Origin of the sequence: Pseudomonas sp. NFACC04-2 (assembly GCF_900119265.1) — a bacterium.
GTDB classification, from domain to species: domain Bacteria; phylum Pseudomonadota; class Gammaproteobacteria; order Pseudomonadales; family Pseudomonadaceae; genus Aquipseudomonas; species Aquipseudomonas fluorescens_AA.
Genome location: NZ_FPJC01000006.1, coordinates 189,411 through 214,060 on the forward strand (window position 1 = coordinate 189,411; position 24,650 = coordinate 214,060).

Sequence of the window (24,650 nt, forward strand, 5' to 3'; positions counted from 1 at the left end):
GGTTCACGCCGCGTCGGCACCGACCCGCAGCCGGTCGTAGGCCTGCAGTTCGTCGGCATCGAGGGCGATGACGTAGGGTTCGACGGCTTTCTTGAATGAAGTCATCGCGCCGTCATCGCCCTTCTTCAAATGGCAATGGCAGAACCAGTCGCTGTCGTTGCGTTGTGGATGATCGACCCGATAGTGGTACAGGCCCCAACGGCTTTCGGCGCGGAACAGCGAGGCACGGGCGGCCATTTCGGCGCAGTCGCGGATCACGCTGACTTCCATGGCGCGCATCAACTCGTGAGGGTTGTGGGCCTTGATCTGGTCCAAGTCGCGCTGGATATCGCTGAAGCGTTGCAGGCCGATCTGCATTTTCTTGGTGACTTTCGGCGGCTGCAGGTAATCGTTGACGAAGCGGCGCAGCTTGTATTCCACCTGGGCCGGTGGCAGGCCGTGCTCGCGCTCCAGTGGCGCGTAGACACGTGCCCTCTCCCGTTCGATCTGCCCGGCATCCAGCGCCGAGAAATCCTTCCCGGCGACGAAATCCGCAGCGTTGTTGCCGGCAAACCAGCCGTAGGTGAACGCACCGAGCATGTAGTTGTGCGGCACTGCCGCCATGTCGCCGGCCGAGTACAGGCCCTTGACCGAAGTCTCGGCCCGTTCGTTGACCCACACGCCCGACGCCGAATGGCCGCTGCAAAAACCGATTTCGGAGATGTGCATCTCCACCATCTGCGTGCGGTAGTCGGTGCCGCGGTTGGCATGGAACTGACCGCGACTCGGCCGTTCGTTGCTGTGCAGGATCTCTTCGATGTTCTGGATGGTTTCCTCGGCCAGGTGATCGAGCTTGAGGAACACCGGTCCATTGCCACCTTCGAGTTCCTGATGGAACTCCCACATCATCTGCCCGCTCCAGTAGTCGCACTCGATGAAGCGCTCGCCCTTGTTGTTGGCGGTGTAGCCGCCCAGGGGCCCGGTGACATAAGCGCACGCCGGGCCGTTGTAGTCCTTGATCAACGGGTTGATCTGGAAGCACTCCAGGTTCGCCAATTCGGCACCGGCGTGATAGGCCATGGCATAGCCGTCGCCGGCATTGGTCGGGTTCTCATACGTGCCCATCAGGTAGCCGGAGGCCGGCAAGCCCAGGCGTCCCGCCGCGCCGCAGCAGAGGATGACCGCCTTGGCCTTGATCACATGAAAGTCGGCGGTGCGGCAATCGAAGCCCATCACACCGTTCACCGCGCCCGCTTCATCGGTCAGCAACCGCGTGCAGACCAGCCGATTGGTGATGCTCACTCGCGCCCGTTTCAGTTGGCGGTAAAGCACCTTCTTGATGTCGTGCCCTTCCGGCATCGGCAGCACGTAGGCGCCCATGTGATGGACCTTTTTCACCGCGTAGTCGCCGGTTTCATCCTTCTCGAACTTCACGCCCCAGCGGTCCAGTTGCTCGATCGTTTCGAAGCTGTGGGTGGCATAGGCGTACACCGCCGCCTGGTTGACGATGCCGTCGTTGGCGATGGTGATTTCCTTGGTGTACTGCTCGGGCGTGGAATGGCCGGGGATAATGGCGTTGTTCAAGCCGTCCATGCCCATGCTGATGGCACCGCTGCGCTTGACGTTGGCCTTGTCCACCAGCAGCACGCGCAGATCGCGGTTGCGCTCCTTGGCCTTGATCGCCGCCATGGGCCCGGCCGTGCCACCGCCAATGACGACAATGTCGTATTCCTGTTCCAGGGTGCTTCTAGTCATGGAGCTGCGTCCCCTTTTTGCCGGTCGATCCGCAAGCGGTACTGGAAGGCATCGCCGCGGTAATAGAGGTGTTCGAAGTCCACGGGCTGACCGCTGGCGTCATGGGTCAGGCGCTCGATGCGCATGATCGGCGAGCCTGGCTCGACCTCCAGCGCCTGGGTCAGGTCACTGTCGGCCAGCACCGCATCGATGGCCAGGTCGGCATGGCCCAAGGCCAAGGCACAGTCGTTTTCCAGAATCAGGAAAATATCGCGGGTGACCAGGTCGGCCTTTTCCAGCCGTTCACCCAGGCCCTTGGGCAGGTAGGTGATTTCCAAGGAAACCGGCTCGCGGTTGATCAAGCGCACCCGTTTGATCTGCGCCACCGTGTCTCCTTCCGTCAACTTCAGGCGCTCGGCCACCTGTTTGTCGGCCGCGATGAACTTGAAACTGAGCAAGCGGTTGATCACCTCGAAACCGCGCCCGGTCATGGACTCGGCCAGGCCCTGGAGAGTGCTGACGTTCTGGAAGGTCTTGGGCTTGGCCACGAACGTGCCTTTGCCATGGATCTTGAAAATCAGGCCTTCCTTTTGCAAATCGCCCAAGGCCTGGCGCACGGTGATGCGGCTGACGCGAAACAACGCGCCGAGCTCGCTTTCCGAGGGCATCTGCCCGCCCTGGGGGTATTCACCGTCGAGAATCCGCGCACGCAGCACGTCTCGCAGTTGCGTGTGCAGCGGTACGCTGTTGAGGGAAAGAACGTTGTCGGACATGGTCTCTATTACTTGTCATAACGAGTTATGACGTGATCTTAGGGAAACCGTTCGACGCTTGGGAAATACTCTTTGAGCATTAGGTTATGCCCACACGGCCTCGCCTCAACAGCGCTGGAGAATGCGGTCCATCACCCAGTCGGTCTTCAAGGCCTCTTCGGCCACGGCGGGATGCTTCGACTCACCCCGGATATGGGCATTCATGCCGAGTACATGGTGCCACTGGATATGCTCAGGATGATGAGGAATGTCGAGGCTGACCGAGGTGTCCGTATACAGTTGCAGCGGCGCCTCATCGAACACCGAGAAGCTGATCCGCCCCTCGCTGCCAATCACCTCCACGCGGTCCTCACGTCGGTCAGCGACGAAGTTCCAACAACCCATGCCTGTGGCTCCGCAGGCAAAACGCCAATTGGCCACGACCGCATCTTCTGCCTGATACAAGCCGTTCTGGCGAGCGGCGAAACCTGTCACTTCGACGATGTCCCCCAACAGGAACTGGAACAGATCAAGACCATGGCAGGCCAGGTCCGTGAAATAACCTCCACCTGCAATCGCCGGATCGGTACGCCAATTGGTCGCGCCGTTGATATCCACCGATGACGCGGGCTTAGTCAGCGTCCAGGTCAAATGCCGGATGTCACCGATGCATCTTTGCTCGATCCATTGCCGCACCTTGCGAAAACGCGGCAGCGAGCGCCGGTAGTACGACACAAACAACTGCACCCCTGCGGTGTTGAATACGCGCTGCATTTCCCGGCTCTGCGCGACATTGAGGGACATCGGTTTCTCGACACAGCAATGTTTACCGGCGGCAGCCACCAGCAGGCTATAGCTCAAATGACTGTCGGGCGGCGTCGCAATGTAAACCGCGTCGACTTCGGGATCATCGATCAGTGCCTGCGCGTCGGTGTAGAACCTGGCAATGCCGTGGCGTTCAGCATAATCGGAGACGGCCTCCAAACGTCGCCCCATCACCGCTACCAGCGCTGAACCGGGCGCCTTGTAGAAGGCCGGCCCACTCTTGCGTTCCGTCACGCTGCCACACCCGATCATGCCCCAGCGTACCGTTTTCATCGTTTGACTCATGGATTCAAGGCCTCCCCGGCTGCGCAATGAAGCCCCTCAAAAAAGGCAGGAGTTTAATCAGACCCAGCCTGAATGTCGTGGCTACGACGTTTGCCCCTCGTTGCGAAACGCGCTCGGGCTCATGCCGGTCCAGCGCCGGAACGCCCGGCGGAAACTGCGCACATCGCTGTAGCCGACTTCTTCGGTGATGCGCTCGATGGACAGCTCGGGGTTGGCCAGCAGGTTCAGGGTGCGGCCGCGGCGCACTTGTTCGAGCAAGGTCTCGAAGGTCAGGCTGTGTTCGGTCAGGCGTCGACGCAGGGTGCGGCTGCTCATGTTGAGATCGCCGGCGATTTTCTCGATGTGGCTGCCACGGGTCAGGTCCCGGGCAATGGCCCGTTCCACGGTCTGGATCAGGTCGATCTTCTGGTGAACCTCGCCGGCTTCCTGCTCCAGCAAGGCCAATGCCTGGCGCAGGGCCAGCGGGTGGTGATTGGGCAGGCGCATATCCAGCCAACGCACATCGATCAGCATTCGATTGTGTCGGCAACCGAAGCGCACATCCGGCCCCAATATCCGCTGATACTCCTGGGCATAGGACGGCGCGGCGTGCATGAATTCCACGGCCAGAGGCTTGAAATCGGGATTGGCCAGCGCCCGGCCATAGACCATCAGGCTGGCGAAGAACTCTTCCACGGCAAACACCTGAATCTCGGCGAAAGGCAGGCGGCAGGTCGCCTCGACCATGATCCGGTCAGTGGCTTCTTCGACACGGGTCACGGCGATGCCGCCGGTGGTGTGCTGGTAACGAACCCCCAGGGCGAAGGCATCGCGCAGGGTTTCGCACAACGACAAGACATGGCCCAGCAGGCCGAGGGTGCCAAGCACGTTGCGGTCACCCACCCACAACCCCAGGCCCTGGTCGGGCAACAGCTTGAGCGAACGTTGAATCATGATCACGGCCTGGCGGTAGGAAATACGCTGGGCAGGATCTTGCAGGTCATCAAGGTCGAACCCCAGGCCGCGACACAGGCTGGCGGCATCGAAGCCCTTGTCCGCCACCACCTCGGCCAGGGTTTGCAGCAGGAATGGCGATACCAGCGCCAATTCATAGGTGGGGTCGATGACTTTCATCTGCATGGGACGGATTCCGGAGCACGTTAGGTGGCGTTTTTTGTAACCGGTTATTTCATAAAGTTAGCATGAGCCGCTGGATAGGGGGGGTTAAAAATCTGGCCGCCCAAGTCCCCTCTATGGCCGCCAATACCCTGCCCTGTCGGCGGCGAACGGCTTATTTGTATGACTCGGACCTCCGGTGCATTTCCAACAATAATAATGAGCCTCCCATGAACCCGATCCGCACGACATTCGCCTTGCAACTGACCCTCGGCCTGGCCTGCGGCGGTGCCCTGCCCGCCCTGGCTACCGAATCGGGGGTGGACAACATCGGCCCGGGCACCGACGGGTTTTTTGTGTTGCCGCTGGAGGTCGACAGCCTTCCGGACCACATGGTCGCGTTCAACCTCTACTACAACCATTACAAGGCTCGGAAATTCAACATCAGTTCATTGGGCGGCGAACTGCCGGATGTCGAAATCGAATCCACGGCAGTGGTCCCGCGCATCGATTACCTGAGCCCGTTGCGGGTGGCCGGTGGGCGCGCGGGGATCTACATCGCCCAGCCCTGGATCAAGCAGGAAGTTTCGGTGTTCGGCCTGCATGACACCCGCGAGGGCATGGGCGACACGACCATTTCGCCCATCGTGCTCTGGGACATGGGCAAAAACCTGACCCTGGCCGCGGCGGTGGAAATCACCGTACCGACCGGCGAATACAGCACCGATCGACTGGCCAACACCAGCAACAATTTCTACACTTACAAGCCGCTGTTTTCCTTCACCTGGTTGCCCACGGAAGACACCGAGGTGTCGATGAAAAGCACCTACAGCTTCAACCGCAAGAACAAGGACACCGACTACCGTTCGGGGCAGATTTTCCACTTCGATTACTCCGCCAGCTACCGCGTGACTGACAACCTGAGGCTGGGGCTCAACGGCTACTACCTCAAGCAGACCACCGACGACAAACAGTACGGCCGTACCGTGCAATTCGCCGGGCAAGACGTGGACGATGGCGTACGCGGCCAGGTCTTCGCCATTGGCCCGGCGCTGCACCTGACCTTCCTCAAGTACGCCAGCGCCGAGATCCGCTGGGCCAAGGAGTTCGACGTGGAGAATCGTCCGGAAGGGGAAATGCTCTGGGCCAAGATCAGTATTCCGTTTGCGTTCTGAACGAGTCGCTGCTTCGCGAGCAGGCTCAGTCCCACAGGAGATGTGCAGGGGAATACAGAACCTTATGAACACCCCAAAACAATTGTGGGAGCGAGCTTGCTCGCGATAGCAATGGATCAGTTTGCATAAATGTCGATTGATGCACCGCCATCGCGAGCAAGCTCGCTCCCACAGGTTCTTGCTTCAGCTCAAACCCAAAATCGATGAAAGATGCCCATTGAGGAACTTGCCGCCTGGGTCCAGTGCCTGGCGCACCCGGGTGAATTCAGTCCAGCGCGGGTACAGCGCTTGGAGGGCCTTGGCGTTCAGAGAGTGCAATTTCCCCCAGTGTGGACGCCCCTGGTACTTCCAGAAGATCGGTTCGATGGCGGCGAAGAAATTGTGATGGTCCATCTGGTAGTGCTGGTGCACGGAGATCGAGCAACTGTCCCGGCCTTCGAACATGCTCAAGGCAATGTCGTCTGCCTTCACGTAGCGGTATTCGATGGGAAACCAGGTGCGCAGGTCCTTGTCGCGGATCAGTGCGAGGATCTCCCGCAGGCATGCCGGGCCGTGTTCGGCAGGCACTGAGTATTCCATCTCGTTGAAGCGCACGGTACGGGCGTTGGCATAGATGTCATGGGAATCACCGACGCGGTCATCGAAATCGGCCACCAGCCGCAGGCTGTTGAGCAACGCTCGCCGGATCGCCGGAAAATCGCTGCCGTACTTGTCGAGGTTTTCGATCAGGGAAACGAATTCATTGCCGCCCTCCTCCTCGGGGCTGATCGGCGGCGTGGCCGGATCCGTGGTCTCGTTCAGGGTGATCGACAGCGCATAGTCGGAATGGGTGACGACTTGCATTTCCCAGTGCTGGTTGTCCCGGGTGTTGGCGTCCACGTCCTCGAGCAACTCCTCGGTTTTCGCCACCCACTGGTGCTCGCGCAAGCGATAGGCGGCGCGGTTCTGCAGGCGCACGCGGGTCACCAGCCCCAGCGCGCCAAGGGACACCCGGCCGGCCTTGAATACTTCGGTATGACGTTGGGCATCGCAATCGAGGACCTCGCCGCTGGCCGTCACCAGTTGCAGGCCGACGACCTGGGATGCGTACGAGCCAAAAGCCTTGCCGGTGCCATGGGTCGAGGTGGCGATAGCACCGGCCAGGGTCTGGTAATCCACGTCGGCCATGTTCGGCAGTGCCTGACCGATGGCCTTGAGCGCCGGCCCCATGCGAGACATGGGCGTGCCGCCGCCGAACGTGGCTTGCAGGCTGGCCTCGTCGTGATCCAGCAGGCCACTGAAAAAACTCAGCGACAACAAGGTGCCATCGGTGGGCACCAGGGCGCTGAAGGAATGACCGGACCCCACTGGACGAATTCGCCCTTCGGCGCGGCGCACCACCTGCACCAGTTCATCGAGGTCCTTGGGGGCCAGGCGCGCCGCCGGCAGGCAACTCTGCGCACCGGACCAGTTGCGCCACGGGATCAACCGCGGCGCACGCATCAGCTCGGCCAGGGCGCCCTGGCTGCCCAGCGCCGTGAAGGCGGCGACAACGGCGGCCTGTTGCAGCAACCGACGCCGTGAGTAGTCCATCGTCATGCCGTAGTACCCGTATTCATTATTGGAAGTGTTGACCGGACATGAAAGCGATCAGGGCCAGGAACTGCTCTTCGGAACAGTGCATGCACAGGCCCATCGGCGGCATGCCGTTGTAGCCGTTGATCGCGTGGTCCAGCAGGGTGTCGGCGCCCTGGGCGACCCGCGGGGCCCAGGCGTTCGTGTCGCCAGTCAACGGCGCTCCGGCACCGGGGTTGGCGTGGCAGAGCTTGCAGCTGCTGTCGTAGACCTGGGCCAGTGCCGCATCGCTGGGCATGGCCGTGAATACCGTGGGCGCGGGCGGCTTGGCCTCTTCGCCACACGCGACAAGCAACGCGCCGAACGACACGACGGCAGCGGTTCGAAGCAGAAAGGAAGGCGTGATTGCCGACATAAGGCCCCTCTTGGCGGCGCAACGGTTGCGCCTTTCTTGTTGTGGGTCTGGCAGTTCCCACACTAAGGCACGCCACCGCGTCGGCTTAAGGTCATTGGGGGCCATAAAAGGGGGCTTGGGCGGCCAGCACTTGCACAGCCCACTGTGGCGAGGGAGCTTGCTCCCGCTGGGGTGCGAAGCAGCCCTGCCCCATTCATTGCGGTGGGTCAGGGACATTGCGAACTGAGGTTTTGGGGCTGCTACGCAGCCCAACGGGAGCAAGCTCCCTCGCCACGGTGATGTCGCCGGATTTGGAGTCAGGGCAACAGCAGGGCCTGCTCGCGCTCGCACAACTGCACCACGTAATCCCACAACACCCGCAGGCGTACGGACTTGTGCAGTTCGCGGCGGGTGCTGATCCAATAGCTGCGGCGAATGGTTTCGTCCGGCAGCAACGGCACCAGCGTCGGGTCACTGCTGGCCATGTAGCACGGCAACACGGCGATCCCCAGGCCCGAGCGCGCAGCCTGTTGCTGGGCGATGACGCTGGTGCTGTGGAACACCACCCGGGGGTTGCGGCAAAAGCTGTTGAGGAACATCAGTTCCTGGCTGAACAGAAGGTCATCGACATAACCGATCCAGGCGTGGCGAGCCAGGTCCTCGCGGCTGCGCAACACCGGCGAGCGGTCCAGGTAGGCCTGGCTGGCGTACAGCGCCAGGCTGTAGTCGGTGAGTTTGCGGGTCACCAGCAGGTCGGCCGCCGGGCGTTCGAGGTGGATACTGATTTCCGCCTCACGGTTGAGGATGCTGACAAAGCGCGGCACGGCCACCAGCTCCACCTCCAGACCCGGATAACGCTGGAACAACCCGTCCATGCGACTGGCGAGAAACATGATGCCCAGCCCTTCGGTCACCCCCAGGCGGATCTTGCCCAGGGGCGCACTGGACTGGGTGATGTCTTCCTGGGCCAGCAACGCCACGTTTTCCATCGCTTCGGCGTGCTTGAGCAACGTCTCGCCGGCCGGGGTCAGTTCATAGCCCTGGGCATGCTGGACGAACAATGCGGTGCCCAGGCTTTTCTCGATGGCCTCGATATGCCGGGCCACCGTGGCGTGGGTGGTGTTCAGGCGCCGTGCAGCCGTCAACAAACGCCCGCTGCGTTGCAGTTCCAGAAAATAGCGCAGGTCATTCCAGTCGAACATGAAGCGATCCTTGAACACGCCTGAAGGCATGACTGTTTATAAACGCACAGCCACTGCGCAAAAACTAACATTCTTTTGACGAAAACTAACAACTAGGATGGATCCCACAACAACAAGAATGAGGTCGCGAATGCAACCTGTCGTCGATGAATACGATTACGTGATCGTGGGCGCTGGCCCTGCCGGGTGCTTGCTGGCCAATCGGCTTTCCGCCAACCCGCACCACCGGGTGCTGCTGCTCGAAGCCGGTGGACGCGACAATTATCCGTGGATTCACATCCCGGTCGGCTACCTGTTCTGCATCGGCAACCCACGCACCGACTGGTGCTTCAAGACCGAAGCACAACCGGGCCTGCAAGGGCGCGCCCTGAGCTACCCGCGTGGCAAGGTCCTGGGCGGTTGCTCCTCCATCAACGGCATGATCTACATGCGCGGCCAGGCTGCGGACTACGATGGCTGGGCTGCCGAGGGCAATCCCGGCTGGGCCTGGGAAGACGTGCTGCCGCTGTTCCGCCAGAGCGAAAACCACTTTGCCGGCGCGTCCGAATTTCACGGCGCCGGCGGCGAATGGCGGGTCGAACGCCAGCGCCTGTCATGGCCGATTCTCGATGCCTTCCGCAGTGCCGCAGAGCAGAGCGGCATTCCCAACGTCGACGATTTCAACGGCGGCGACAATGAAGGCTGCGGCTACTTCCAGGTCAACCAGAAGGCCGGGGTGCGCTGGAACGCGGCCAAGGCGTTTCTCAAACCGGTTCGCCAGCGCGCCAACCTCACGGTGTTGACCGACGTCGAGGTCGACCGCGTGTTGTTGCGCGACGACCGGGCCTACGCCGTCAGCGCCCGCTGGCAAGGCAAGGGCATGACCTTCAAGGCTCGCAAGGAAATCGTCCTGTGCGCCGGGGCCGTGGGTTCGCCGGGGATCCTGCAACGTTCCGGGATCGGCCCGCGCAGCCTGCTGCAACGCCTGGGCATTGGCGTGACCCACGAACTGCCCGGTGTCGGCGGCAACTTGCAGGACCACCTGCAACTGCGGCTGATCTACCAGTTGGAAAACGCCCGCACCCTGAACCAGATCGCCGGCACCCTGTGGGGCAAGATGGGCATGGGCCTGCGTTACCTGTACGACCGCAGCGGCCCGCTGTCCATGGCCCCCAGCCAACTGGGCGCATTCGCCCGTTCGGGGCCGGAACAGACCTCGGCCAACCTTGAATACCACGTGCAGCCACTGTCCCTGGAACGCTTCGGCGAACCGCTGCACAACTTCCCGGCATTCACCGCGTCGGTCTGCGACCTGCGCCCGCAAAGCCGTGGCCGGGTGGACATCCGCTCCGCCGATCCGCACGAAGCGCCGCTGATCCAGCCCAATTACCTGAGCCATCCCGAAGACCTGCGGGTCGCCGCCGACGCCATCCGCCTGACCCGCCGCATCGTCGCGGCCCCGGCCCTGAGCGCGTTCAAACCGGTGGAATACCTGCCGGGCCCCAGCCTGCAAACCGAAGAAGAACTGCACGAGGCCGCCGCTCGCATCGGTACGACGATTTTCCACCCGGTCGGCACCTGCCGCATGGGCCAGGATCGCGACGCCGTGGTGGATGCACAACTGCGGGTCCACGGCATCAAGGGGCTGCGCATCGCCGATGCCTCGATCATGCCGCGCATCACCTCGGGCAACACCTGCTCGCCGACGTTGATGATTGCCGAGAAGGCGGCGCAGATGATGCTCAACCCCGCGACGAGGAACACCGACGTAGAAAAAGCACCTGCTACGGTCTGAAGAACGACTCAGTCTCCTGTGGGAGCGGGCTTGCTCGCGAATGCGATCAGACAGTCAACGATTATGGCGACTGACACATCGCCTTCGCGAGCAAGCCCGCTCCCACAGTGAACAAATGTGTCGATTCAAGGAAAGTGTGTCAAATCAGGAGACGCCACCCCGGCGTCGCAGTGGAACAACAAAAACAATCACTGTGAGGGATACCGCTATGTCCGAGCATGTTCAGCCCCTGGAAGCCACGCGCAGCGCCGGCACCAGCCAGGAAACCCAGAAAGTCATCTTTGCCTCGTCCCTGGGGACGGTGTTCGAGTGGTACGACTTTTTCCTCTATGGCGCCCTGGCGGCGGTGATCAGCAAGCAGTTCTTCGCCGGTGTCAACGACACCACCGCGTTCATCTTCGCCCTGATGGCCTTCGCCGCCGGTTTCATCGTGCGGCCGTTCGGGGCACTGGTGTTCGGTCGGTTGGGAGACATGATCGGGCGCAAGTACACGTTCCTGGCCACCATCATCCTCATGGGCCTGGCGACGTTCTGCGTCGGCCTGCTGCCCAACTACGCCAGCATCGGCATTGCCGCGCCGATCATCCTGGTGGTGTTGCGCATGCTCCAGGGACTGGCCCTGGGCGGCGAGTACGGAGGCGCGGCGACCTATGTCGCCGAGCATGCGCCGATGGGCAAGCGCGGTTTCCATACCAGTTGGATTCAGTCCACCGCCACGTTGGGGCTGTTGCTCTCGCTACTCGTGGTGCTGGGCTGCCGCTACTTCACCGGCGATCAGTTCGAAGTCTGGGGCTGGCGTATTCCGTTCCTGCTGTCGATCCTGCTGCTGGGTATCTCCACCTGGATTCGCCTGAGCCTGCACGAGTCGCCGGCCTTCCTGAAAATGAAAGAAGAAGGCAAGTGCTGCAAGGCGCCGATCCGCGAATCGTTCGGCAAATGGGAAAACCTGAAGGTGGTGCTGATCGCCCTGTTCAGCATCAACGCCGGGCAAGCGGTGACCTTCTACGCGGCGCAGTTCTACGTGCTGTTTTTCCTCACCCAGTTCCTGAAGATGGACCCGGCCCTGGCCAACAGCCTGCTGATTGTCAGCGTGGTGATTGGCGCGCCGTTCTTCATCTTTTTCGGCTGGCTGTCGGACAAGGTCGGGCGCAAACCGGTGCTGATGATCGGCCTGCTGCTGGCGACGGCCCTGTACTTTCCAATCTTCAAGACCCTGGCCCACTACGCCAACCCGGCCATCGACCAGGCCAGCCGCCAGGCGCCGATCACCGTGGTCGCCGACCCGGCCACCTGTACCTTCCAGTTCGACCCGGTGGGCAAGGCGCGTTTCGACAGCCCGTGCGACAAGGTCAAGACCTTCCTGGTCAAGCAAGGCCTGCCCTACAACAGCGTCGCGGCACCGGCCGGTAGCGCGGTGCAGGTCAGCGTCGGTGACGTGAAACTCGAAGGTTACGACGAAGCGGCCCTGCGCGGTGCGGTGACCCTGGCCGGCTACCCGCAGCAGGCCGATGCCCAGCAGATCAACCGGCCGATGATCGTGGCCTTGATCGTCGCGCTGATCATCATCTCGGCGATGTGCTACGGACCGCTGGCGGCGCTGATGGTCGAACTGTTCCCGACCCGGATCCGCTACACCTCCATGTCCCTGCCCTACCACATCGGCAACGGCTGGTTCGGCGGTTTCCTGCCCACCGTGTCGTTTGCCCTGGTGGTCTACACCGGAGATATCTTCTACGGGCTGTGGTACCCGGTGGTGATCACCGGGGTGAGCCTGGTGGTGGGCATGATCTGCCTGCGGGAAACCCGCAACGTGGACCTGGATACCAACTGAGGGCAAAACCGTGACGAGGGCTTTAGGGCCCTCGCCACCGGCTCAGAAGCGCCCCTTCAGGGTCATGGTGAAGTTGCGCGGCTCACCGTAGTAGTTACCGAAGCTCTCGGTGCCGATGGTGGTGTAGTAGCGCTTGTCGAACAGGTTGTTGCCATTGAGGGCCACCGACCAGGTGTCATCGATGCGGTAGCCAACGCGGCCGTTCCATACCGCATAACCAGCCTGGGTAATCTTCTCGCCCGTCGCCGGCGATACGCGGAAATTGTCGCTCTGGGCATTGACCCCGGCGCCGACACTGAACCGTTCGAACGCCCCGCCGAGGGCATAATCGCCCCACAGGCGCAGCACATGGCGCGGCACGTAGCTGTTGAACGAGCCACCGTTGAGGCTGGTATCAATGTCGTCGAGGGTCTTGGTCTGGGTGTAGGTGTAACCGGCCAGCAGTTGCAGGCGCTCGATGACTTCACCGCTGATCTCGGCTTCGAAACCCTGGGCGCGCACCTTGCCAGCGTTCTCGTAGCAGTACCCGTCCGAAGACGCACAACTGGAGTTGTAGTCAGTCTGGGCCTGGTCTTTCTGCAACGTGCGGAACAGGTTGAAGGCGCTGTTCAGGCGTCCCTCGAACCACTCGCCCTTGATCCCCAGCTCATAACTCTCGCCCACCAGGGGCTTGAGTGCCGAGCCGCTTTCGGAGCGGTAGTTGCCTTGGGGCGTGAAGATATCCGAATAGCTGGCATAGGCCGTCAGGTGCTCATCGAGGTCCAGCAACACGGCGGCAAACGGCGTGACTTGCCCCGTCTCCGTGCTCTTGGCGTGCTCCGTACCGCCCGTGAGGAACACCGAATCGGTCTTGGAGTTGTACCAACTCACCCGGCTACCGACGACAAACGTCAAGGGGTCAGCCAGTTTCAGCCGCAGGGTCGAATACATGCCTTGCTGCTCGGTCACGGTCTTGACCGGGCCTCCGCGCGTCGAGTTTTCGATGAAGTAACTGTCGTCCGGCTCGGGAATATGTCGGTCCGGATCGAATACATTCTGCTTCTGCGGCAACAGCGCCACCGAGAAAAAATCATCTTTGTCCGAACGACTGGCGTTGAAACCGACGATCAACTCATGTTGCTGCCCCAGGGCGTCGAACTTGCCGTCCAGGTAGGCGTCGAGACCGTAATCGACCTGGTCATAGTCGTACATGCTGCCGAGCATGTTGGTGGTCGAGCCTCCCGGCGCCACCGAGCCCGATGCAAACGCGTATTTGATGTCCTGGGTATTTTTCGTATAGACACCGGCGACCTTCACGGCCCAGTCGTCGTTGAGCTGATGCTTGAGGTCGCCGAACACCGTGGTCCGCTGGCTGCGCCAGGTGTTCCATGAGGGGTCCAGGCAAGTGGAACGGCTGAGTTTCAGATCGCTGCCGTCCCGGTAGCGCGGCAGCCCGCCCCAGCAGGGGCTTGCATCGACGTCCTCATAGGCAACGCCCAGGCCGAGCGTCGTGTCGGGCGACAGGTCGAAGTCCAGGGCGCCGTAGTAGATCTGGTCCTTGCGCCGGGCATCATCGTAGAAATAATGCCGGCTCTGCTCGGCGATCACCGCCCTGCCCCGCACGGTGCCGGCGTCATTCAACGGGCCACCGGTATCGACCTGCCCACGGTAATTGTCCCAGGTTCCCCCGGACAGGCTGAGCTCGGTCTGCGCCGTGGCCTGGCCGCGCTTACGAACGAAGTTTACGCCGCCAGACGTGCCGCCCGCCCCCTTCATCATCCCGGCGGCGCCGCGCAGCACTTCGACACGGTCGTAATAGGCCATGTCGCTGCTGAAACTGTCGGCTTGGACATAACTGTTGCCCATGTCCAGCGGAACGCCGTCGTATTGATATTGGCCAGACATGCGGAACCCGCGGGAATAGAAATACTTGCCGCCCATAGTCGAGTCGTAGACGGTAATGCCAGGGGTCTTTTCCATGACTTGTTCGATGGTATTGAGGTTCTGGTCATCGAGCATCTTGCGAGTCATGACCGTCACCGATTGCGGTGTTTCGCGCAGGGAGTGCTCGCCCTTGCCGATCGTGATCGCCCCCGTCGTGTAGGAGTTGCTCTGCTCGGTGGTCGCCCCGAGCCGCTGAGCCTCGATGGTGGTTGCGTCCAGTTCCAGTGCCGAACCGCTGACGGGCACCCGGCGCAGCACGTAGGTGCCGTTGGCCTGCAGGGCGGCTTGCAGGCCGCTTCCAGCCAGAATACGGGCGAACCCGTCGCCCACGCCGAAAGCACCGCTCAGGCCGGGCGATTGCAAACCCTCGAGCTGCCGGGCATCAAACGAAAGGGCGACACCTGCGGCACTGGAGAAGCGGGTCAGCACATCCACCAGGCGACCGGCGCCGATATCGTAGGCCTGCACCGCGCGCTGTTGCGCCGCAGCCGCTGGAACCGGGCTGGCATTCACGACCGTGGCGCTGACGGTCGTGACCGCCAGCAAGCCGATTTTCACTGCAAACACCAGACGGCCTGGCGCGCTCACCCAAGTCATATTTCCCCTCCCCAAAATGGTCGATAAAAACTCACTGAGGAAGAGCCGAACGATGGGGACGAAAAGTGCAGGGGCTGATTTTTTTATTGCGTAGCATTACCGCCGATCGCCACCGGAGACCTGGACCCAGAATCGGCTGTAGCGAGTCACTCGCAACGAAAAGCCACTTTCCAGCGCGGCCAGGGCGAGATCGGTGTTGTCGACGGGAAATACGCCGGAAACCTTCAAGTCGCCAATCGCCGGATCCCAACGCAGCACACCGGGTCGATAGCGCGACAGTTCGTCCAGCAGCGCCGCCAGGGGACGGTCAATGGCGATGATGCTTCCCTTCTGCCAGGCACCAACCGACACATCGTTGCCGCGCAGCGCCCCCAACGACCGCTCGTTGAAATCCAGGCGCTGACCGGCTTCGACCCGCATCCTTGATCCACTTGCCAACAGGCTCACTTCGACCGCTTTCTCAAGCACCGCCACTTCGCCGCCCCGCGCCTGGCTACGGACGATAAACCGGGTGCCCAGCGCCAGCACCTCGACCGGCCCCGTGACCACCTTGAACGGACGTTGCAAGGGATCGACCGCCGTCGTCACGAGTACCTCACCCCGCAACAGCTCCAGGCGCCGCTGCTGTCCATCGAAACGAACATTGATCGAGGTGTCGGTGTTGAGCAGGACCGTGCTGCCATCGGCCAGCTGGAACGCGCGACGCTCGCCCACCGCGGTGCGGTAATCACAAAACAGGTTCTGGGTTGCCGGGCTGCGCCAGCCCAGCCAGCCCAGCCCGCCGGCGGACGTCAGCAGCAAGACGCTGCGCAACACCTGGCGCCGGGATCGCTGGTGGGTGTCGCTCAAGGTCGGTGCCGCCAAGGCGCCCGGCACACTCGCCATCTGCTCGGCCACCGCGGCCATGCGCTGCCACGCCTGGTTGTGCAATGGGTCGGCGGCCAGCCAGGCGCGCCAATCGGCCCGGTCCGCGTCGGTCGCAATACCGGAATGCAGCCGGGCGTACCACCGCGCCGCCACGCGGATGGCTCGCAACTCGTCGGGGGCCAGGTTCATGAAAGCTGCAATTGAATTTGCATCAGGCAGCAATGTTCCATGGCCTTGGCCATGTGGTTGTTGACCGTGCGGACGCTGACGCCCAGGCGCTCGGCAATTTGCGGGTACGTCAGGCCATCGAACTGCGACAGGATGAACGCCTGCCTGACGCGCGGCCCCAGCCCCAGGAGCAGACGGTCGATCTCCATCAGGGCCTGGAGCAGGATCGCCTGCTCTTCCAGCGATGGGTGTTGCTCCTGCGGCATGGCGGCCAACGCTTCGAGGTAGGATTGTTCCAGCGAGCGCCGGCGAAACAGATCGATCAATAGCCCTTTGGCGATCATCGACAGGTACGGTCGCGGCTCGCGGATATCCAGCGCGGTGCGCGCCTTGATGACTCGCACAAACGTATCCTGGGTCAGGTCGGCGGCATCGAACGTGTTGCCCAAGCGCTTGCGCAACCAGCCCTGAAGCCAATTGTGATGATCACTGTACAGAACGTCGACAGCACTGCGTAGGGACAGATCGTTGGCGGGCATGGTGATGGAATAATTCGCGACTGATAATGACTCGCATTGTCATGGAGCCCATCGCCGCTTGCAACCCAAACCTGCCTGGCCGCCACCACCCACTGGGATCACTCAATGCATGGCGTGATTTTTCACCGTGCTCTCCACCAGGTCCAGCATCTGGCCCAGGGCCCAAGGCTTGGCGATGAACGACGCGTGGTGCTTGATCCCGGCACTTTCCGGCGTTTCGAAGCCGGACATGATCAGCAGCGGGATCTGCGGCCAGCGGTCTCCGGTCAGGTTGGCCAGGTCAGCACCGTCGATCTTGCCGGGCATGGTGATGTCGGTGAGCAACAAATCGACAAAATGGGCGCTCTTTTCCAGGAACTCCAAAGCATCGTCAGCGTTTTTCTGAGGCTCCACGACAAATCCTTCTTCCTCGAGGATTTCACAGAGAAACTCCAGGATAGTTGGATCATCCTCCACCACGAGAATCAAACGTGTAGTCGCCTGGCCATTGCCATTGGGCATCGAATTCATGAAAGTGACTCTCCTTGACCTCATAAACCTTCTTTGCGGTTTCAACCGCCTTGAAGTTATGAGCAATACCCCTGCGAGAAATTCATTCTGCGTGCCGACAGGCCGCCGAATGTCACGCCAGACACCCCTTGCAACTCAGCGCAACGCTTTTATCTGTATATCCATACAGATAAAACTTGCCCTTGCGCGCATCCATGACCATGCTACAGCCCCATGAAATCTGCTCAGGAAAAGGGCGCTATGCAGCTGTACCTGTGTGAAAAGCCGTCCCAGGCCAAGGACATCGCCGCGGTGCTCGGTGCCACGCGCCGTGGCGACGGCTGCTGGCTGGGTCCTGGCGTCACGGTCACCTGGTGCATCGGCCATCTGCTGGAAACCGCCCCGCCCGACGCCTACGACGCGCGCTACAAGCGCTGGGTCCTGGCCGACCTGCCCATCGTGCCCGCGCAATGGAAAATGACCGTCAAGCCGAAAACCGCCAGCCAGTACAAGGCGGTCAAGCGCCTGTTGGGGGAAGCGAAGGAACTGGTGATCGCCACCGACGCCGACCGCGAAGGCGAAATGATCGCCCGCGAGCTGGTGGAACATTGCCGGTATCGCGGACCGATCCGGCGGCTATGGCTGTCAGCCCTGGACGAAGCGTCGATCCGCAAGGCCCTGGCCGCCCTCAAGCCGGGCGTCGAAACCTTCAATCTGTATCACTCGGCCCTGGGCCGCTCCCGGGCCGACTGGCTGATCGGCATGAACATGAGTCGCCTGTTCACCTTGCTGGGGCGCCAGTCCGGCTACCAGGGCGTACTGCCGGTAGGCCGCGTGCAGACACCGACGCTGCGACTGGTGGTGGATCGCGACCGCAGCATCGCCAACTTCGTGCCGGTCGCCTATTGGGCCATCGACGTGCAGCTCAGCCACGAAGGCACGGCGTTCATTGCCCAGTGGCGCGCCGACCCGGATGCCTGCGACGACCAGGAACGCTGCCTGAACCAGGCTCTGGCCCGAGACGCGGCCGAGGCCATGCGCAACGCCGCCACCGCCCGGACACTGAAGGTGCGTACCGAGCGCCTGCGCGAAGCGGCGCCGTTGCCCTTCGACCTGGGCACCCTGCAAGAAGTCTGCTCGAAGAAACTCGGCCTCGGTGCCCAGGAAACCCTGGACATTGCCCAGTCGCTCTACGAGACCTACAAGCTCATCACCTACCCCCGCAGCGATTGCGGTTTCCTGCCCTTGAGCCAGCACAGCGAAGCACCGGCCATCCTGGCCGCCCTCGCCCAGGCCGACCCAAGCCTCGCGCCGCTGCGCGAGCATTTGCAGCCGCAGCGCAAATCCCGGGCCTGGAACGACGCCAAGGTCAGTGCCCACCACGGCATCATTCCCACCGCCGCCGCCAGGAACCTCGACAAACTCGCCGGCAAGCAGCGTGCGGTCTATACGTTGATTCGCGCGCGCTACCTGGCGCAGTTCCTGCCCAACCACGAATACGACCGGACCCAGGCCGACTTCGACTGTGCCGGCCAGGCACTGCGCGCCGTGGGCAAGCAGATCGTCGAACCCGGCTGGAAACGCGCCCTGCCCGAAGCGCTGGCGCCGGCAAAGGGCCGTGAAGCACCGGCACCGCAAACCTTGCCGGCACTGGCCGAAGGTCGCGATTGCACGGTGGACGAGGTGAACCCCAAGGACCTATGGACCCAGCCGCCCAAGCCCTTCACTGAAGGCGACCTGATCAAGGCCATGAAAAACGTCGCCAAACTAGTGGAGGACCCGCTGCTCAAACAGAAGCTCAAGGACACCACCGGCATCGGCACCGAAGCGACCCGAGCCTCAATCATCCAGGGGCTACTGGACCGCGGTTACCTGGTGAAAAACGGCAAGGCCCTCTCCGCCACACCGGCGGCCTTCAGCCTCATCGACGCCGTACCCCGGGCCATCGCCGACCCGGGCACCACCGCCATCTGGGAGCAGGCCCTGGACATGGTGCAAAGCGGAGAAATGAGCCTGGAAGAATTCGTGACCCGGCAAGCCGCCTGGATGAGCAAGCACGTCGCCCGCTGCCAGGGCATGAGCCTGACCATCAGCGGCCCGGCCAGCCCCGCCGGGCGGGGCGCAACGCCATGGAAAAACAAACGCAAGCCAGCCAAGCGCAAGGCGGCCGGTGCACCGCGCAAGGCGAGCAAGGCCAAGGCCACCTGAACAAAAATCAGGCCCCCTGCCCCCTGCGGGAACGAGCTTGCTCGCGATGACGGTGAATCAGCCATCAGATCATTGCCTGACACACCGCCATCGCGAGCAAGCTCGCTCCGACATTGATTGTGTGTCTGACCGGAAATCCTCATACCCAAACCATTTTGTCCGACAATATGTAGTGACCAAAAATAATCACTACAAAACCGTTGACGCCTCCGATTTGCCCTTGCATGATGCAGACGTCTCCCCGATCGGGAGTACAGGCAACTGTTTGAGCAAGCTCGTCTGACCGCCGAGCTGTTTTTTGGATAAGGGACTGCCCACAAGGCAGATTGAAGGTGCTGACCTGGCATGACCGTCCGGTGACAAGGACGAGAAACGTCGGCGAAGATCCTCATGACGCGCGTGGTCGACCCTCGAAAGTTGACACTGCCTGACGATTCTTCGCTGTTTCTCTTCGTTGTAGCGCATTTGCGTAGCAGCCCTTCGATAACACTACACAACCGATGCACGACCCCGTCGAAGTTCGACGGACGAACGCTGACGGCCTGGGTTCGGTAGCAGGCAGGCACTTACCGAGAAGCGAAGTTTTTGCGAACCACCAGACAGATCAACCAAATGGTCAAGGGGCTTACACATGAATCTGAATAATCAACCATCTATTGATGAACTGGCTCGCATGTTCGCAGCGCACAAAGACACACTCGACAGCCATATCCTGTGGATCAGCAAGACTGGCCAGGTCCATATGGACTGCCTGTCTCCCTACACCCAGGAAGACGAGTTCGAGAAGAACACGCAAGAACTGTGTGCCCGGCTGAAGATGTACCGCCGTGGCCAAGGCTACGTCGGCAAGAAGGCCGCGGCTGACAAAGACTTCATGGGCCGTGTGCTGCAAACGCTGACCCAGGCCTGGCAGTCGATGCAGAACACTTCCGAGGTCCGGGTCATCGACCGCCTCTGCTGATATCCCCTAACGAAAAGGCCCGCTCCTGAATCAGGAGCGGGCCTTTTTTTATGCGGCAGGAAACTAGAACACCGACCAGCCAATCCGCTGGCTCATCAATTCCAGCGCCGCCATGCCGGCCAGGGAGTTGCCGGCGGCGTTGAGTTCAGGCGACCAGACGCATACGGTGAACCGCCCCGGCACCACGGCGACAATCCCACCACCGACACCGCTCTTGCCCGGCAGGCCGACGCGATAAGCGAAGTTGCCGGCCTCATCGTACAGGCCGCTGGTGGCCATGATGGAATTGACCTGTTGGGTCTGCCGGGCGCTGAGGATCTGTTCGCCGCTGTGTTTGCAGAACCCGTCGTTGGCCAGGAAGCAGAATGCCCGCGCCAGGTCGATACAGCTCATCCGCAAGGCACAATGGCTGAAATAACTGCGCAGCACTGCTTCCACGTCGTTATGGAAGTTGCCGAACGATTGCATCAGGTACGCCATCGCTGCGTTGCGGGCGCGGTGCTGGTATTCCGACTCGGCGACCTTGCCGTCCACCATCACCTGTGGGTTACCCGACAGGCGGCGCACGAAATCGCGCATCGACAACGCCGGGGCGGCGAAACGCGACTGATTGATATCACAGATCACCAAGGCGCCGGCGTTGATGAACGGGTTGCGTGGCCGGCCGCGCTCGAATTCCAACTGCACCAGGGAGTTGAACGGCTGACCGGATGGCTCATGACCCAGGCGCTCCCAGATCGCTTCGCCGGAATGCCCGATGGCCTGCACCAGGCTGAACACCTTGGAAATACTCTGCACCGAAAACGCTGTTTCGGCGTCGCCGGCACAGTACAACTCGCCATCATTGCCATACACGGCAATACCCAACTGGTTGGGCACCACAGTGCCCAGGGCAGGAATGTAATCGGCTACCTTGCCCTGACCGATCAGGGGGCGAACCGCATCGAGGATCTCGTTCAACAGTGCTTGCATATGCGCGGGGTCCAGTCATTCCCCGTTCGAGTGCGGGGATACAGACGCTAGACGCTGGTGGGCGGGATCAGAGCACACTGATTATCAAGCTTCAGGCACACAACCCATGCAAGCGTCTTGATCGAGCGGTCTATAGTTCAAAGGATCAATCGGCAGGAGTAGACGATGCGTCAGATCATGCAAAAAGAACCCTGGTGGGCCTCGCCGCCCCAGCCCGGGCAGGATGAAAGCGAGCTGGAATGGGGATGGCTGGTGATCTACAGCGAAGGCGAGCCGCGCTTCGAGTTCATCAAGGAACGCCCATCGGACGAGCAGATCCGCCATCGCAAGGGTTGTCGCGTCACCCTCGGATCAGAATGAAGCAGCCCGTCACGGCTTGATGTCCGGCAATGCCACCGCTCGATTGGCCAGGTCCGCCTCCACCAGGTTGCCTCCCACTTCCTCGTCCAGGTAGTACACCGGCGCCATCACCCCACTGAGGGGATGCTTGAGTGACTTGAACCATGCCTCGTCGAATGCAGCGTTCAGGCTTTTGCGGATTTGCGCCTCCATTTCCGGCCGCTCGCCCTCGTGGATGATCGCGCGAATGCCCGCCACGCCCACCGAGATCAACGCCCCCGCCGCCTTCCCGGCCACGGCCGCCGCTGCACCGGTTGCCCCTCGCGTGGCGAACTGAGCCTCGATTTTTTCGCTGGTACGTTGCGCCACCGTGGCGATCACCGCCTCCGAGGGTCCGGCCCCTGTGGTTGCGGCCTTGTTGACGTGATCGATCAGGGCCGCATAGGCCGGCAGGGTGTTCAAGGGTTCGGTGTGGACCATCTCGTACAACGAAGCGTCACGCGCCGCGGGCGGGCCAAGGCGGATGGCCGGGATGCCGTGCAGGCGTCGGTTCATCAGTTCGTTCGAGATGCGATGCCGCAGGGCGATGACCTGGACCTGCTGATTGAGCTGGCGCAGGTAGTAGCCTATGGCGTTGGCCCTGATCGCCTCGGGATCGATTTCCACCGCCACTGGCTCCAGCACCTGCTCGCGATATTGTTCCTGCAGGTAAACCGCCAGACGCCTGGCCGAGGAATCCGTCTCGCCCTCGGCGCTGGCGGCGTACCAACTGACCTTCACCGCCAGCCACTCCTGGGTCCAATAGCTGCTGAACCAGGGGATGAATTCAACCTCGGTGCGCTCATAGACCAAGGTGCGCCAATGCTCCATCGACCCACGGGCATAAAGTGCCGCCTGTTCGACGGCGCTTTTCGAGGCTGCGATGAGCTGCTGGTCCACCTGTCGCCAAGTGTCCTGGGAAATCGCTACCGGGGCGGCCTGTTGACCGCGCTGAGGCGTGGCGCACCCCGCCAGAACGAGCACAACGCCCAACATCAGCGAACGCAGCACGATCGCGCCACCCCGGATTCATGTCATCCACGGGATTAGTATAGGTGGCGAGCAGCGAAACCTGCGGGCCCAGGCAGGCTTATCCGGCGTTTGCAGTTACCCTGGCCTGGTATCCCGGCCCCTGCAGGTATATTGAATGGCAACGCTCCTCGAACATCTTCGCCAATGGGCCAGAGCCCTGAAGCGCCAGACCATGACGCTGTGGTTCTGTTATCGCCATCGGCAGACGCCATGGCTGCCCAAATGGATCGCAATCATCGTAGTGGCCTACGCCCTGAGTCCTATCGACCTGATTCCGGATTTCATCCCGGTGCTGGGTTACCTGGATGACCTGATCCTGTTGCCGCTGGGCATCTGGCTGGCCATTCGATTGATGCCGCCGGCCGTACTGGCAGAGTGCGAAGCCAAGGCCCGACAATGGCAAGAGACCGACGGCCAGCGCCCGGTGGACAAGAGGGCGGCGGCACTGATCGTGCTGACCTGGGTGGCGGCGCTGGTAGCTACGGCGTGGTGGTTTTCAGGCGATTGGGTCAAAAACGAGTGAAATGCTCGAACTGCCAATCGAACGCAGCCCTGTCGCGGGGAGCTTCGTAGAAGGCACCGGTTGGTCGCCAGTCGGTGCGCTTGCCCACCAGGGTGCCAAGGTAAGGCCTGGCCACTTCCAGGACGCGCTCATAGTCCATCTGCTCCGGCTCGACGATACCGCAGTCCGGATGCTCCACCGCCCACACGATTCCCGCCAACACACCCGCGGCCACCTGCAAGCTGGTGGCGTTGTTGAAAGGCAACAGCGCACGCGCCTCATCGATACTCAACACCGAGCCGAACCAGTAGGCATTCAGTTCGTGCCCCATCAGCAGGACACCCAGCGCATCGATGCCGCCGCTGTCGATTTCACCGTTGAGGATGCGTTGCCGAGGCTGGCTCTGCCAGCCGTGACCGATCAACTCATGCATGGACAGCAACGCGTCGTTGCACGGGTGATAGGCGTAGTACAGGGTCGGTCTGTAGATCAATTGCCGTTGGTCTTTCACGGTCAGCAGGTCGGCGGTCGACGCCGTTTCGTGATGCGTGATCATCAGGCCCAGGCAGGGGCCACCCAACGGTGTCCAGGTCTTGACCCGCACACTGGCGCTCGGCCGTTCCAGGTAGATGGCGTTGCGGCTCCCGAAGCGATGACGCCTGGCAGACGACGGCCAACGGCGCTCGTGGGTGCCCCAGCCCAGCTCCGCCGGCTGGCAACCCTCACTGATGAACCCTTCCACTGACCATGTGTTCACGAACTCATCGTCCTGCTTTATCTGCTTGGAGCACTGGGTGTCACGTTCGGCAAAATGGATCACCTTGATCCCCGTCTCCATGCATAACCGGGCCCAATCCACGCCCTCACGACTCTGTGGCGGCGAATGATTCAGATGCACCGCCAGCTCCATCAGGCCGGCTTTGAGCAAATGGGTGATCAGACCGGGATTGGCACCATGGGCCACCACTGCCGTTGGCCCCTTGCCCAGTTTTTCCCGCAAGTCCAGGACCTGATAGCGCAAGGCGTAGTTGGTGCGCCGCGACAGGCTCAATTGCGGATCGTCATAGCCACCCGCCCATGGCTCGACGCAGGTATCGAGGTACAGCGCGCCCTTCTCGAAGGCGTAAGCCATCAGCGCCAACGAACTGACCTCCACCGACAGGTTGACGATGAAGTCGCCGCGCCTGACGAAGCGATCCAGGATTTGCACGAAGGTTGATTCAGTCAGCGCCTTGGGGACAAAGCTGATCCCTCGTTCCTTGAACCAGATGTTCTTTTCGATAACGGGCGCAATGACCGTGATGTGCTGGACCGGTACATGATCCTGCCCCAGTAGTAACGGCAGGGTGGCCCGGGTGATTGAACCAAACCCGATGAAGATCAGATGGCCGGTGAACGAGCCCCGGTGTTCCAT

General features: G+C 61.8%; 21 protein-coding genes. 7 read left to right on the plus strand and 14 right to left on the minus strand.

Annotated elements, in window-relative coordinates; all coding sequences use genetic code 11:
* Positions 1–3: 3 nt before the first annotated feature.
* The 4 genes from BT125_RS11220 to BT125_RS11235 all read right to left on the minus strand — a co-directional run bounded on the left by BT125_RS11220 (position 4) and on the right by BT125_RS11235 (position 4,694).
* Complete coding sequence (locus BT125_RS11220; RefSeq protein WP_072406915.1) at positions 4–1,734, minus strand: fumarate reductase/succinate dehydrogenase flavoprotein subunit; 1,731 nt, start codon at positions 1,732–1,734, stop codon at positions 4–6.
* Positions 1,731–2,486, minus strand: coding sequence for a GntR family transcriptional regulator (locus BT125_RS11225; RefSeq protein ID WP_072406917.1), 756 nt, complete (start codon positions 2,484–2,486; stop codon positions 1,731–1,733). The genes BT125_RS11220 and BT125_RS11225 overlap by 4 nt, the downstream gene beginning before the upstream one ends.
* 105 nt (positions 2,487–2,591) lie before the next feature.
* The gene (locus BT125_RS11230) at positions 2,592–3,563 is read right to left on the minus strand and encodes a Gfo/Idh/MocA family protein (RefSeq protein ID WP_072406919.1); all 972 of its coding nucleotides are present in this window, start codon (positions 3,561–3,563) and stop codon (positions 2,592–2,594) included.
* A gap of 93 nt (positions 3,564–3,656) precedes the next feature.
* Complete coding sequence (locus tag BT125_RS11235) at positions 3,657–4,694, minus strand: AraC family transcriptional regulator (protein ID WP_072406921.1); 1,038 nt, start codon at positions 4,692–4,694, stop codon at positions 3,657–3,659.
* Positions 4,695–4,900: 206 nt separating this feature from the next.
* Between BT125_RS11235 and BT125_RS11240 the strand changes: the two genes are divergently transcribed.
* On the plus strand, positions 4,901–5,845 hold the full coding sequence (locus BT125_RS11240) for a SphA family protein (protein WP_072406923.1): 945 nt from the start codon (positions 4,901–4,903) through the stop codon (positions 5,843–5,845).
* A gap of 183 nt (positions 5,846–6,028) precedes the next feature.
* Here the strand turns inward: BT125_RS11240 and BT125_RS11245 are convergent, their stop codons facing one another.
* From BT125_RS11245 to BT125_RS11255, 3 genes are all read right to left on the minus strand, one after another.
* A complete protein-coding gene (locus BT125_RS11245; protein WP_170866828.1) occupies positions 6,029–7,327 on the minus strand; it encodes a D-arabinono-1,4-lactone oxidase in 1,299 nt (432 codons plus the stop codon).
* Between the two features lie 115 nt (positions 7,328–7,442).
* Complete coding sequence (locus tag BT125_RS11250) at positions 7,443–7,814, minus strand: c-type cytochrome (protein ID WP_072406927.1); 372 nt, start codon at positions 7,812–7,814, stop codon at positions 7,443–7,445.
* Between the two features lie 296 nt (positions 7,815–8,110).
* Complete coding sequence (locus BT125_RS11255) at positions 8,111–8,995, minus strand: LysR family transcriptional regulator (RefSeq protein ID WP_072406929.1); 885 nt, start codon at positions 8,993–8,995, stop codon at positions 8,111–8,113.
* A 130-nt stretch (positions 8,996–9,125) separates the two neighbouring features.
* Here BT125_RS11255 and BT125_RS11260 point away from each other — a divergent pair, with 130 nt between their 5' ends.
* Together BT125_RS11260 and BT125_RS11265 are read left to right on the plus strand one after the other, a co-directional pair.
* Positions 9,126–10,769, plus strand: a complete 1,644-nt coding sequence (locus tag BT125_RS11260; RefSeq protein ID WP_072406930.1) for a GMC family oxidoreductase — start codon at positions 9,126–9,128, stop codon at positions 10,767–10,769.
* A gap of 208 nt (positions 10,770–10,977) precedes the next feature.
* The gene (locus BT125_RS11265) at positions 10,978–12,600 is read left to right on the plus strand and encodes an MFS transporter (RefSeq protein ID WP_072406931.1); all 1,623 of its coding nucleotides are present in this window, start codon (positions 10,978–10,980) and stop codon (positions 12,598–12,600) included.
* A gap of 42 nt (positions 12,601–12,642) precedes the next feature.
* Here BT125_RS11265 and BT125_RS11270 read toward each other — a convergent pair whose 3' ends face one another.
* The 4 genes from BT125_RS11270 to BT125_RS11285 form a co-directional block, all read right to left on the minus strand.
* Positions 12,643–15,120 (minus strand): TonB-dependent siderophore receptor, encoded by a 2,478-nt coding sequence (locus tag BT125_RS11270; RefSeq protein ID WP_072406933.1) that lies wholly within the window; start codon positions 15,118–15,120, stop codon positions 12,643–12,645.
* A 96-nt stretch (positions 15,121–15,216) separates the two neighbouring features.
* Positions 15,217–16,176 (minus strand): FecR domain-containing protein, encoded by a 960-nt coding sequence (locus BT125_RS11275; RefSeq protein ID WP_072406935.1) that lies wholly within the window; start codon positions 16,174–16,176, stop codon positions 15,217–15,219.
* Complete coding sequence (locus BT125_RS11280) at positions 16,173–16,694, minus strand: sigma-70 family RNA polymerase sigma factor (RefSeq protein ID WP_060741487.1); 522 nt, start codon at positions 16,692–16,694, stop codon at positions 16,173–16,175. Before BT125_RS11280 ends, BT125_RS11275 begins: the two co-directional genes overlap by 4 nt.
* A gap of 102 nt (positions 16,695–16,796) precedes the next feature.
* Positions 16,797–17,204 (minus strand): response regulator, encoded by a 408-nt coding sequence (locus BT125_RS11285; protein WP_072406937.1) that lies wholly within the window; start codon positions 17,202–17,204, stop codon positions 16,797–16,799.
* 240 nt (positions 17,205–17,444) lie between these two features.
* Here BT125_RS11285 and BT125_RS11290 point away from each other — a divergent pair, with 240 nt between their 5' ends.
* Together BT125_RS11290 and BT125_RS11295 are read left to right on the plus strand one after the other, a co-directional pair.
* Positions 17,445–19,391 (plus strand): DNA topoisomerase III, encoded by a 1,947-nt coding sequence (locus BT125_RS11290; protein WP_072406939.1) that lies wholly within the window; start codon positions 17,445–17,447, stop codon positions 19,389–19,391.
* Between the two features lie 631 nt (positions 19,392–20,022).
* Positions 20,023–20,352: a hypothetical protein gene (locus BT125_RS11295; protein ID WP_060741484.1), complete on the plus strand. Its 330-nt coding sequence runs from the start codon at positions 20,023–20,025 to the stop codon at positions 20,350–20,352.
* A gap of 63 nt (positions 20,353–20,415) precedes the next feature.
* Here BT125_RS11295 and glsB read toward each other — a convergent pair whose 3' ends face one another.
* The gene (gene glsB, locus BT125_RS11300) at positions 20,416–21,324 is read right to left on the minus strand and encodes a glutaminase B (protein WP_060741483.1); all 909 of its coding nucleotides are present in this window, start codon (positions 21,322–21,324) and stop codon (positions 20,416–20,418) included.
* 165 nt (positions 21,325–21,489) lie between these two features.
* On the opposite strand from glsB, the gene BT125_RS11305 reads away from it, so the two are divergent.
* Positions 21,490–21,684, plus strand: coding sequence for a hypothetical protein (locus BT125_RS11305; protein ID WP_053123348.1), 195 nt, complete (start codon positions 21,490–21,492; stop codon positions 21,682–21,684).
* A 9-nt stretch (positions 21,685–21,693) separates the two neighbouring features.
* Here BT125_RS11305 and BT125_RS11310 read toward each other — a convergent pair whose 3' ends face one another.
* Positions 21,694–22,713: a hypothetical protein gene (locus BT125_RS11310; protein ID WP_072406941.1), complete on the minus strand. Its 1,020-nt coding sequence runs from the start codon at positions 22,711–22,713 to the stop codon at positions 21,694–21,696.
* A 136-nt stretch (positions 22,714–22,849) separates the two neighbouring features.
* On the opposite strand from BT125_RS11310, the gene BT125_RS11315 reads away from it, so the two are divergent.
* A complete protein-coding gene (locus BT125_RS11315) occupies positions 22,850–23,257 on the plus strand; it encodes a YkvA family protein (protein WP_072406943.1) in 408 nt (135 codons plus the stop codon).
* On the opposite strand, the gene BT125_RS11320 is transcribed toward BT125_RS11315, so the two are convergent.
* The gene (locus BT125_RS11320; protein ID WP_072406945.1) at positions 23,244–24,650 is read right to left on the minus strand and encodes a saccharopine dehydrogenase NADP-binding domain-containing protein; all 1,407 of its coding nucleotides are present in this window, start codon (positions 24,648–24,650) and stop codon (positions 23,244–23,246) included. The genes BT125_RS11315 and BT125_RS11320 overlap by 14 nt on opposite strands.